This window comes from Mesorhizobium sp. Cs1299R1N1 (assembly GCF_037179655.1).
Lineage (GTDB): Bacteria > Pseudomonadota > Alphaproteobacteria > Rhizobiales > Rhizobiaceae > Mesorhizobium > Mesorhizobium salmacidum.
This window is the reverse complement of the sequence record NZ_JAPYKR010000025.1, coordinates 26,622-36,929: the sequence shown is the minus strand read 5'-3', so window position 1 is coordinate 36,929 and position 10,308 is coordinate 26,622. Positions and strand designations below refer to the sequence as shown.

Here is a 10,308-nt window from a genome sequence, read left to right as displayed (position 1 = left end):
AACTGGATGGAGGCCAACCGCTACATCAACATGGACGATCTGCGCGAGCACAAAAAACTCGCCCTACGCCAAGCCGCATGATCAGCTCCATGGCCGCCCACTTTTGCAGAACTTGACGCACACAACCGAAGACCCCTGAGGGGCGCCACTCCTGCTTCTCTGCGACTGCTTCAATTCTCTGTCAGCCGTCCGCGCCTGGGAAAAGGCTGATCGCCGACGGCGAGGCGCTTGCCTGCGCCCGTGCCATCAGGTCACTCGAATGTCGCCATCGATAGTACTTGCGCCGAGCCTTGGTAGGTCGAATATGTCGCGCCGGAATTGCGGCTTGGCCGGAAAACAGGCTCGGCTTGCCTGCAACTCCGCGCATTGCGATATCCAGGTCGTGCGCTGGCTCGGAGCGGACCATCCCGCATGAAGTCCTGTCTTTTGTCAGCGCTCGACCCGGTGTTCGGCCGTCCAGGACCGAAAAAACTTTACACCGGGTCCTTTGTGACCATGAATCATTGACAAATGGAGATATCTCTAAAGCAGCCGCTCGCTTTCGCTTTGAGCCGGTGTTAAAATGTCTATTATGGATAGACCTAGAACGTTAAAGCTAAAGTTTCTGCTCCAAACCGTGCCGCCTGGCTTTCTGGTGGATACGTCTTGGATGACGCGCCACGCAATCTCACGGCAGTCGGTTTCCGCGTATGTGAAGCAGGGCTGGCTCGAGCGAGTGATGCAAGGCCTATACCGCCGGCCGTTTACGATTGGAGCAAGCCCGGAAGCCACGACAGGTTGGAAAATCCCTTTGCTGTCCGCTCAGTGGATCATGGGCCACAACTTCCACGTTGGCGGGGCAAGCGCGCTCAGTCTTCGCGGCCACGCGCACTATCTGAAGTTGGGCGGTGACTCCGAGGTCTACCTTTACGGACAGGACATACCGCCATGGCTCATCAAGCTGCGAACTGATGCCCGGTTCGTCCGAAGAAGCAGTACCCTGTTCGGCCAGCAAGCAACCGGCGTGGAAGATCGTGAATTCAGTCTGTCCGACGGTTCCGACACGGAACTCGCGCTTAGCCCTTGGCACTGGCAGATAAGGATGTCATCTGCGGAGCGAGCACTGCTTGAGGCCCTGGACGAGCTCCCGACGAATGAAAGCTTCCACACCATCGACATGATGTTCGAAGGGATGGTCAATCTACGCCCAAAATTGCTGACGACCCTTCTGGCAGGCTGTCGGAGCGTTAAAGTGAAACGCCTGTTCTTCGTCTACGCTGACAAACACGCGCACGCCTGGCGAAAGCGCATCGATACGTCGAGAATTGACATGGGACGCGGCGACCGGGCGCTGACTCCGGGTGGCCGGCTGCATCCAGTGTATCGCATCACGGTGCCGGCAGAACTCTTGCCGCGGCAGGCTGCCGATGGCGCGTGAGCAATACATGCGGCAGGTCGAGCTGCTTGTCCGAACGTTGCCTTTCATAGCTCGCCAGGACGTATTTGCGCTCAAGGGCGGCACCGCCATTAATCTCTTCCATCGCGACATGCCACGCCTGTCGGTCGACATCGACCTCACATATCTGCCGATTGAGGACCGCGGCGCGACCCTGAAGGGCATCGACACCGCGCTCGACCGCATCGGTGCGGACCTCTTGCACAACCTGCGGGGAGCCACCGCCCAGCGGATTGCCGGCGGCGGCAACAATGACACACGCATGTTGGTCCGACAGGGCGGCATCGAAGTCAAGATCGAGACCTCGCCGGTTTCGCGCGGAACGGTACACGCTCCCGACTTCGACCGGTGACTGACCTGGTTGCCGACACATTCGGCTTTGCCGAGATCCAAGTCGTCTCCTTCGAGGATCTGTTCGGCGGCAAGCTTCATGCCGCGGTTGACCGCCAGCACCCGCGGGATTTGTTCGATGTGAAACTCCTCTATGAAAACGAGGGGCTAACGGACGCATTGTTTCGGACTTTTCTGATCTATGTTGCAAGTTCCGGCCGACCTCCCCACGAGCTCATCAAGCCTTCCATGTCCGACATAGACGAAGCGTTTGCGAAAGAGTTCGAGGGTATGACGGTGATGCCTGTCAGCTTGAGGGATTTGAAGGATGCGCGCATGCGCCTGACAGAAGACTTGCTTGCCCGGTTGGACGACAAGACGATGCGATTCCTGCTGTCACTGCATGACGCTGAACCGGATTTCGAAGCAATCGGCATGCCTCAGGCGGCCCACCTACCCGCTGTGAGATGGAAGCTGCTCAATCTCGCCAAGCTGAAGGAGCAGAACACGGACAAACATGCGCAGCAGCGCCAAGCGATTGAGAGGCTAGCTGGAAACCAGTGGTCCTCTTGAGACGTGCGGCAACGAGGTTAAAGCACTCTCCAAGCACGGAACCGCCCTCTCCCGGTCATCTCGTGGACGCCGAGCTCACCCACGAGGTGGAGCGCACCCTGCTTCGACACTTTGAGCCGGCCCTGGACCAGGCTGGTGGAGATAATCGACCGCGACGGCACCAGTTCGGCCAGATCGGACAGTCTTGAGCTGGGGAGGCGCTCACGCAACCGCCGCTCCATCAGGGTTCCATCATCAGCCGATCGTGCTCCTTCAAGCCGGCCAGCGCCGCCTCGTGAATGGCGTCGAGGGAGGCAAGCAGCCGATCGGAGCGATTGCGCGCCCGCATCCGCTCCCGCGGAATGTTCTTGGCGCCGCATGAAGGCAGGCGAGATGGTTGGCCACAAGGCCCTCCTGCCGCAGAGTGCAGCCACGAGCAGTGGTCCCAGCCGGCTTCAAAGGACTCGGCTCCAACCGCCTCCCTTTCCGGGCTTTTTTATCCCGACGCCAGCATGGCGCCGCGAAAGGCTGCTTGAATTTGCGCTCCCGCGCTACTTGGAGGCAGCCGAGACGATGCAGACAGCAATCAGGCGCCATGCTGTTCTTCTGATTTCGGCTTGACCGAACCGCATACCTATTGCGAATGCGAGTCGGCCTCAAACTGTGCAACCCCATTCGCGATACTCTGTAGCCAAGACGGGGCACGCGCGATTTGCACGCTATTTTGGATGCACATTTCTCTGGCTGTGCGCCCCAACCACGGATGAGCAATCGTACCGATGACCAGTCTTCTCATAATTTCAGAAGCTTTCTCCTCGATGCCCGGTTCTTGTATAACAATTCCATTGACGCCATCGATAATTTGCCGTTTTAACCCGAACGCGTCTGAGACCACTACGGGCCGACATTTAAAGAGCGCTTCGGTAAGTGCAAGGCCGAAACCCTCCTCTTTTGAAAGCTGAAAAACTGCAAAAGCACGAGCTTGAAGTCTGCTGATGATCTCAGCGTTTTTTTGGTGATCATTCATAGACACGCAGACGAATCGGATGTGCTGGCGGACTTTCCTGGGCAAACGCGCAGCATGAGCCTCGCACTCCGAGAGATATTCAGCCGCTTCGGGATCGTCCGACACTCCTGCAGGATCGGGACCAGCAATAACCAAACTAGTTCCGTCGGCCACTGAGGATTCGTTCTCAACAAACCGCCGAAAAGCCTCTAATACGCGATCGATACCCTTTAACCTGTCCCAACGCGACACTTGAAGGAAATATCTCTCCGTAATTAGGTCGGCAAGGCTTATCCTTAAATCTTCATCATACCGGTTTATAGAAACGTATCTTTCCAACTCGTCTCCGGGTTCTCCGGGATATGAGAGATTCTTATCAGCAAACGGGCTAATAGACGGAGGTATTATATCGATGTCGGAAAATCCGTTGAAAGCATAGTCCGCATCGCTCAACACAACTCTATGAAACGGGCGTAAATATCCTCGCAAGAATTCCCACGTTCTATCGACCGTGGGAGCTCGTTGAGGATAGCCGATATGGCATCGCCATATAGCCGGATGTGGTTGAGACTCAAGAAAAAAAGAGGCGGCAGCCAGCGGTTGAGGATCGTGTACGATCACGACGTCATCCGCTCCAATGATGCGCCTGAGGTCACGCGCGCCCTGTCTCGATTCACGCTCGTATGAAGCCACAAGTTCGTCGGTGGTAGGGGTTTGGACATTGTGAAGCGAATTGTGCAATCCCTTTGTGAAGGCAAAAAACTGCTTGTCCCGAGGCTTAAAAATCAGCCACCTCATGTCAATCCCAAAGCCCCGCATCAGCGCGATGTGGTGTGGCAGCATTTCCGCTACGCCTCCTCCAAACGCTGTCGAGTTGATGTGCCAGACGCGGCGATCGGACAGCCGAACGCGGCACGCCATGTAGGCTCGCTCAGCCGCATCAAGCAGCGAGCCGTAGATATCGCGCTCGCGTTGATATTTCGCAAGAATGTCGTCATGGAACACAACTTCATCGAGTGTTTTTTCAACCGATGACAAAGCGATATTCATGGCCTTACACTCCCCGTAGCGAATTGACCGCCGCCGGGTTCAAGCCCTGTCCAAAATCTGGTATCCACTCCATGATACCTTGACAGTTTTGCGCTGCAGCGCCGACCCCGACGCAACCACAACCTGCTGCTAGAGCTGCGGCTATGCCTGTGGGCGAATCTTCAAACACCAAGCATTCTTCGGCCAACACACCAACTGTTTCGAGAAGCAATTCGTAGGGCTGTGGATCCGGCTTTCCGCGTGTGACATCATCTGCCGAAATCAGAACCTTGGGCAAAGGGATGCCGAGCTGACGCAGTCTGGCGGTCGCGGCCTCCTTGGTTGAAGAAGTGACTATCGATTTACGTGCGGAAGGAATCGATCGAAAAAACTGCTCAGCACCGTCAATTGCTCTAAGCTGAGACATCACCTCAATCTCGAAATCAGCGATGCATTTGGCCTCAGCTTCCGGATCCCGATGCGGCGCAACTTCGGCGACTAGCTCCTGATCTCGACGTCCGGCAGAGAGCTCAATTACGAGGTCAGGAGAATATCCCCTATCTTGTGCCCACCTTCTAAGCGCCAACTCAACAACAGCCTGCGAGTCGACGAGAACTCCGTCTAGGTCAAATGCGATGTGGTGGAATTTTGATAAGTCAACAGTCATCTGAACAAAAGCCTCCTGGCTCCTCTGCCGATGCAAACGGTTTGGGGAGATCAGGCTCAAACACAACGGAGAGGCGCCGCCGCATGCCGTCGGTTGAGATATCGTTCCCGCCAAGCCTCAAATTCCGACTGAAAGTGACATACGTCGGGCATTAGCCATGATTGTATGGGTCGGGTTGCTATTGCCGGCGAAGTTCATCACCGAGCCGTCCATGACGTAGATGTTGTCGTACCCGTGAATACGGCCGTGCCTGTCAACTACGGACATTCTCGGATCATCTCCTGCACGCGCTGTTCCATGCAGGTGCGAACTGCCCTTGCTGTGAACTGATGACTCCCGATCTAGGTCTTTGGCTCCGGCAGCGCGAAGAATCTCATCTGCTCGGTCGGCAAGGAATCGGATCCTAGCAATGTCATTTTCGGAATTCCGATACTCGAACCGGATGTAAGGAACGCCAAAGCTGTCTTTCCGATCGTCCAGCAGCACCCTGTTTGCCATCCATGATTCTTCACCGATCAGGTAGTGGAGGCGAAGTCTGCCGATGGTGTCGCTGGCCTGAGCGTAGTTGGCCTCGTATATCAGTCCGGCAATTCCGCGGGGAGAATCGACGGTTTCATAGAAATCATCGGTGTAAACGGTGGCATGGGGCCCCTTGTGTGTCGCACCGAAATGTGAAGTTGCGCCCCACTTCTCACTATAACCAACGGAATAGCCACTCACCTTGAACGACAATCCGCGCCCTACGAGGTCGGCCTCGTTGCCTATTCCATTCGGCGCCTTCGGGCTTTGCGATCTCAAGAGGAGAGCGGCTGATTGAACGGCATTAGTGCAGATAAACAGTCGATCAAAGGGAATACGAAGACTTTCGCCAGAGAAAGGAACATAGCATTCCAGCGCCGATCCCCGACTAGCCGACGACAGTTCGACCAGATAAACAAAACAGCCGTACAAAGTGGTTATGTTTCCTTTAAAATCTGTGTCATCCAGAACTCTTCGAGAACGGACGGAAGCCCTGGCGTCCGTAGGGCAGCTTCTTTCGTCACAGGGGGAACACGCGAAGCATCCATTCACTGCCTCAGGGTGATCAATTGCTAGCGGGATTCTCTTGGGATTTATATCCAGCGATGCCATGGCTTCGAAAATACGACTTCCCCGCAAACTTTCCGGGAATGGATAAATTCCATTGCTTCCGCTTACTCGAAGAAGGCTCTCCACGTATCGATAGTTCTCATCTAGATCCTCAACTACTATTGGCCAATCCATGTTCATGTCAGAGGACAGATACTTTGACGGCTTAAGGTCTATGTCCCGGTACCGGAAAGTTATCGCATCGTAGAACGCCATTCCGCCGCCGACGCAACATGCCGTCCACGGATTTGCATCCAGACTTCCGCTCGGAGAGAACCCGCTACTGTAAGGCGCCTGGTGCTCAAAGTAGGTTGACCCCGGACTCACGATGCTGCCGAATTCGAGAACCAGGACGCATAGTCCCCTTTCGGCCAGTGTTCTGGCAGTGATTGCACCTGAAGGCCCAGAGCCGACAACGACTGCGTCATATTTCGCAAAATTGGTTGAAGCTGCAGTGATGTGCTGCAATGCACTCAAGTGTCCCTCCTCGGGCCGGTTGACAATGCGCGGCGACGACGAAAACTGGAAATTGCTCTCGACTCGTGAACGAACTGGGCGAGAGCCGGTCAGCTTGCGTGTAGCGTATCCGTGCCCCCTGTCTCCCTGCTCGCGACGAACATTCATAGCGGCGGAGCGAGCGGTGTCACACGTCAGATTTGACGGGTTGAAGGAATCAACTCAACCAATCGAGAGCACACCGCAATCGCGACCGCGTGAGTTTTGTTGGCAGCTAGCAGCTTTTCACAAGCGCATCTTATGTAACAGTTCGCTGTTGTCTCCTTTATTCCAAGTATTTGCGCAGTTTCCCATGTCGTTTTTCCGGCGGCTGCCCAAACTAGGACGTCCGTTTCTCTTTGCGTTAGCCTTTTAACCCCGACACAATCGTTGCACGGCGCTTTGTTCTTCGCAGCCTGAATGTTGAAAACCGGATTCGCGCAGACCATGGAGGCGTTCGTCTCTGGGGTCGGAACACAGTTCTTCATCGCACATACTCCTTTCAATTGGGTGGGAGACTTATACCGGTTGGTGAGGCCGGGTGCCGGCGACGGTCGGCCTGGATCTCGAGAGCATTTACGGAGGTGGCAGACACGGTGGGCACTAGCGCAACCATAATGCCCCGAGATTTAGTTAGGGCCCATTAAACTGGGGACGGACGCATCGCAGGCTCGGTCTTAACGCCGGAGTTTGGGTTTTTCTTTTCGCTCCGCATGGCGATGCCCTCCAAGGCTTTGATTTTGCGTCCGATTGCCGACGCTTATGGGGCGTTTGTCGACCGCGCGACAAAATTTCGGCGGCATTGCCGGCCCCGGCAGGCGCCGGGTTGATTGGCACGACTTTTGAACATGCTCTGTCGTTATCCGGTGGTGTTGCCGATCTTGGGCGGCCGGCAATGCCCAAGAAAGCGGGGCCGGCCAACTTATGCGGATGTTTCATTTCGACTTTCACGATTCAGGTGAACGCCCACGGAAAGCCCGCCGAATAGTCAGAAAACTGCGCTTGACGAACGTGCAATCGGACCATTCAAGCGAAGGATTATCCATGTCCATCAATGCGCCCGACCCGGTCTTGCGCACGGCCGACCTACATAACTCAGCAATGCACAGAGCATTGCTGCTTACCGCATCGGCAAATTGGGACTTCAACCGGCGCTTTCCGGCGGTCTACGCCCGCGCGTCCGGCGCACATGTCTGGGATGCTGACGGAAACAGGTACGTGGATCTCACGTCATGCAGTGGGGCAGCGCCTTTGGGGGCTGGATACGAGCCAGTTGTCACCGATGTTGTGAAGGAAATGCGCCGCACAGGTGGTATTCTGCCCGGGCCTTTGTCCTTGCATCGTGTCGAATTGGCCGAACGGCTGGCGGAAATATTCCCGGTTGCCGAGCGCTCGATTTTCTTCCGAACCGGTTCTTGTGCCACAACCGCGGCGGTCCGTCTCGCTCGCGCGTATACCGGTGTGAACTTGGTGCTCACCAGCGGATATCACGGCTGGCACGATTGGCACTTGCAGGACCGGCCAACGATGGGACTGCCCAATAGGGACCGGGATAGCATCGAGTTCGGTTACGACCTGGACCGCCTCCAAGAGCTGACCAAGGCCCGTCGTGTCGCTGCGGTGATCGTCACCCCAGAGGTCAACTTCTTCCCTCCCGAATATCATCAGGAACTTCATCAGCTGGTCGGCGAACGCGGCGCCCTGCTGATTTTGGACGAAGTCATGACCGGTTTCCGCTATGCGGACGGCGGCTACCACACCGCCGCCAACCTCACACCGGACCTGATCACGCTAAGCAAAGGACTGGCCAACGGCACAGCACTGTCTGCGGTAGCCGGTCGTGCGGACGTCCTTAAGGCCGCCGACAAGACTTACCTCGGCAACACGTTCCAGCGTGAGGTCACACCGTTTGCGGCAGCCCTGAGCACGCTTAACGCGTGCCGCGATGGAGTTGCACTGGCCCGAATGCAGCAAGTGGGAAAGCAGCTCCTCACCGGGCTTAACGATGTCTTCACCAACCAGGGAGTCGAGGCATGGGCGTTCGCATGGCCTACCATGTTCGACGTAGTATTCGCCCACGATCAGCTCGGCAGCATGTTCTTCCAGGAGATGTGGTCCCGCGGCTTTCTCATGCAGTACGGCGGCAGGTTTATGCCGTCGGCGGCATTGACCGACGCCGACGTGCAGTCCGCTCTCGAAGCTGCAGGGGAGGCACTGGCGACTGCAGTGATCCGAATGGAGAATACGGGGGACCAACCGGACAGGTCGGCTGCCGCCGTCCGGTTCGCCGGTGAACATTTCCTCGCCACACCGAATTCGCTCTGTCGCTGGTTCACTGCGGCAAAGCCATCCTAAAAACTTGACAAGAAACGCTGCGATGCCCGGTACCGCCCCGTTTTCCACCACCCCTGTGCTGCTTGGCGGCGAGAACAGGTCCGGTACCACCTTACTCAGCGTGGTATTGGACTCGCACCCCGACATGGTCGTCGGGCCAGAGATCGATTTTCTCGAACCACTGAATCTTGGATCTCACATATTGGAGGCGACCGACCTACTCACCGCCCATTTGCCCCAGGTCACCAGCTACACCAAAAGCGGGATCGATCCATTCTGGTACGACGGCTTGCACTTTTTGGTGCAATGCCTGAGGTTCGGCTTGGACCTTGAGGATGTACGCGCTCTGGTCACCAAAGTGATGAGCGAGGTGGCTGGTGAGATCGTATCATTCGTCGATCGATGCCGACTGATCAATGAAATTGGTGAGTTGCGCAAGGAGCGCGCCGGAGCCCGGCGATGGGGGCTGAAACTGCAGCGTAAGATCGCCCAAGTGGATGCCTACGCCCGACTGTGGCCGCAGGCTCATTTCGTGCATATCGTCCGGGACGGACGGGATCTGGCCGCGTCGCATCTGAAAACCGTGCCAGATTGGGGTTATCAGACTGTCGCCGACGCCGCGGAAGGTTGGCTCGAAGTCGTATCGCGACCGCATCAGGTCTCGCCGCCGAACGTTTATTTTGAGCTCCGGTACGAGGATCTGGTGCGCCACCCGCGACGGTCGCTCACTCGAATCCTGGATCACCTGGGCCTGCCCTGGCACGAGGCTGTGCTGCGGCACGCGGAACACAAGCATGCGCTGTTCGAGCGCCCTTACGGGCACCCGGCGGCCAACTCCGCCGGTAAACCGCTGCATTCAGGCCGACTGGGTCGTTATGCGGAGGAGCTAACACCGGAGGAGATCATGGAGTTTGAGCGGATCGCCGGCTGCGAGCTGTCCCGCTTGGGCTATCTGCCGGTCGGACGACGGCGGTCGACACATGAGCAGCACTGAAATTTTCCGCCTTGTCTAGGGAACTGCCGCACAATTATTTGGCGCTGCTGCTCGGACAAACCGGTTCGCGCCTGCGCTCCAAGGTTCCCACTGACGGCGATTGCGTTGTTAGGCCTGCAGTAATGCGGCTACTGCTGGCCTGTGCTGGCTGCGGACAGTCCCTTGTGGATGGACGCCTTCCCTGCCCTGTGGCCACCGAACTTGAGCGCGATGATCGGCCGAACAAATGGCGCCCGACCAAGCCTGCGGTCTGCAGTATTCTGAGCGCGGCCTGCACGCTTCGGATCTGGACGTCCCCCTTTCGTCTCATGCGCAGCTTGCAAGTTGAGCACGACCGC

Annotated in this window: 11 protein-coding genes; 5 read left to right on the top strand and 6 right to left on the bottom strand. The window is 56.9% G+C overall.

What is annotated here, in order from left to right:
- Nucleotides 1-562 precede the first annotated feature (562 nt).
- Genes O7A70_RS31300 through O7A70_RS31290 form a run of 3 tightly spaced genes read left to right on the top strand, consistent with a single transcriptional unit; the run spans nucleotide 563 to nucleotide 2,338 of the window.
- A complete protein-coding gene (locus tag O7A70_RS31300) occupies nucleotides 563-1,417 on the top strand; it encodes a type IV toxin-antitoxin system AbiEi family antitoxin domain-containing protein (RefSeq protein WP_337143793.1) in 855 nt (284 codons plus the stop codon).
- Complete coding sequence (locus O7A70_RS31295; RefSeq protein WP_337143792.1) at nucleotides 1,407-1,787, top strand: nucleotidyl transferase AbiEii/AbiGii toxin family protein; 381 nt, start codon at nucleotides 1,407-1,409, stop codon at nucleotides 1,785-1,787. Before O7A70_RS31300 ends, O7A70_RS31295 begins: the two co-directional genes overlap by 11 nt.
- Nucleotides 1,784-2,338 (top strand): nucleotidyl transferase AbiEii/AbiGii toxin family protein, encoded by a 555-nt coding sequence (locus tag O7A70_RS31290; protein WP_337143791.1) that lies wholly within the window; start codon nucleotides 1,784-1,786, stop codon nucleotides 2,336-2,338. The genes O7A70_RS31295 and O7A70_RS31290 overlap by 4 nt, the downstream gene beginning before the upstream one ends.
- Nucleotides 2,339-2,355: 17 nt before the next feature.
- On the opposite strand, the gene O7A70_RS31285 is transcribed toward O7A70_RS31290, so the two are convergent.
- The 6 genes from O7A70_RS31285 to O7A70_RS31260 form a co-directional block, all read right to left on the bottom strand.
- Nucleotides 2,356-2,559, bottom strand: coding sequence for a helix-turn-helix domain-containing protein (locus O7A70_RS31285; RefSeq protein WP_337143789.1), 204 nt, complete (start codon nucleotides 2,557-2,559; stop codon nucleotides 2,356-2,358).
- The gene (locus O7A70_RS31280) at nucleotides 2,559-2,666 is read right to left on the bottom strand and encodes a DUF1612 domain-containing protein (protein ID WP_337143788.1); all 108 of its coding nucleotides are present in this window, start codon (nucleotides 2,664-2,666) and stop codon (nucleotides 2,559-2,561) included. Before O7A70_RS31280 ends, O7A70_RS31285 begins: the two co-directional genes overlap by 1 nt.
- 285 nt (nucleotides 2,667-2,951) lie before the next feature.
- Nucleotides 2,952-4,373 carry a glycosyltransferase gene (locus tag O7A70_RS31275; protein ID WP_337143787.1) on the bottom strand — a complete coding sequence of 474 codons (1,422 nt, stop codon included), beginning with the start codon at nucleotides 4,371-4,373 and terminating at the stop codon, nucleotides 2,952-2,954.
- A gap of 4 nt (nucleotides 4,374-4,377) precedes the next feature.
- On the bottom strand, nucleotides 4,378-5,019 hold the full coding sequence (locus O7A70_RS31270) for an HAD-IA family hydrolase (RefSeq protein WP_337143786.1): 642 nt from the start codon (nucleotides 5,017-5,019) through the stop codon (nucleotides 4,378-4,380).
- Nucleotides 5,020-5,136: 117 nt separating this feature from the next.
- Complete coding sequence (locus O7A70_RS31265) at nucleotides 5,137-6,624, bottom strand: GMC family oxidoreductase (protein ID WP_337143785.1); 1,488 nt, start codon at nucleotides 6,622-6,624, stop codon at nucleotides 5,137-5,139.
- Between the two features lie 173 nt (nucleotides 6,625-6,797).
- Nucleotides 6,798-7,091: a helix-turn-helix domain-containing protein gene (locus tag O7A70_RS31260; protein ID WP_337143795.1), complete on the bottom strand. Its 294-nt coding sequence runs from the start codon at nucleotides 7,089-7,091 to the stop codon at nucleotides 6,798-6,800.
- Nucleotides 7,092-7,686: 595 nt separating this feature from the next.
- On the opposite strand from O7A70_RS31260, the gene O7A70_RS31255 reads away from it, so the two are divergent.
- Both O7A70_RS31255 and O7A70_RS31250 read left to right on the top strand, forming a co-directional pair.
- Nucleotides 7,687-8,997, top strand: a complete 1,311-nt coding sequence (locus O7A70_RS31255) for an aminotransferase class III-fold pyridoxal phosphate-dependent enzyme (protein WP_337143784.1) — start codon at nucleotides 7,687-7,689, stop codon at nucleotides 8,995-8,997.
- A 22-nt stretch (nucleotides 8,998-9,019) separates the two neighbouring features.
- Nucleotides 9,020-9,970 (top strand): sulfotransferase family protein, encoded by a 951-nt coding sequence (locus O7A70_RS31250; RefSeq protein ID WP_337143783.1) that lies wholly within the window; start codon nucleotides 9,020-9,022, stop codon nucleotides 9,968-9,970.
- Nucleotides 9,971-10,308 lie beyond the last annotated feature (338 nt).

What these genes read in the sequence shown, in the direction of transcription:
- O7A70_RS31280 (WP_337143788.1), bottom strand. Translation starts at nt 2,666, where the DNA reads ATGCGGGCGCGCAATCGCTCCGATCGGCTGCTTGCCTCCCTCGACGCC.
- O7A70_RS31275 (WP_337143787.1), bottom strand. Translation starts at nt 4,373, where the DNA reads ATGAATATCGCTTTGTCATCGGTTGAAAAAACACTCGATGAAGTTGTG.
- O7A70_RS31270 (WP_337143786.1), bottom strand. Translation starts at nt 5,019, where the DNA reads ATGACTGTTGACTTATCAAAATTCCACCACATCGCATTTGACCTAGAC.
- O7A70_RS31300 (WP_337143793.1), top strand. Translation starts at nt 563, where the DNA reads ATGTCTATTATGGATAGACCTAGAACGTTAAAGCTAAAGTTTCTGCTC.
- O7A70_RS31250 (WP_337143783.1), top strand. Translation starts at nt 9,020, where the DNA reads ATGCCCGGTACCGCCCCGTTTTCCACCACCCCTGTGCTGCTTGGCGGC.
- O7A70_RS31255 (WP_337143784.1), top strand. Translation starts at nt 7,687, where the DNA reads ATGTCCATCAATGCGCCCGACCCGGTCTTGCGCACGGCCGACCTACAT.
- O7A70_RS31260 (WP_337143795.1), bottom strand. Translation starts at nt 7,091, where the DNA reads ATGGTCTGCGCGAATCCGGTTTTCAACATTCAGGCTGCGAAGAACAAA.
- O7A70_RS31295 (WP_337143792.1), top strand. Translation starts at nt 1,407, where the DNA reads ATGGCGCGTGAGCAATACATGCGGCAGGTCGAGCTGCTTGTCCGAACG.
- O7A70_RS31285 (WP_337143789.1), bottom strand. Translation starts at nt 2,559, where the DNA reads ATGGAGCGGCGGTTGCGTGAGCGCCTCCCCAGCTCAAGACTGTCCGAT.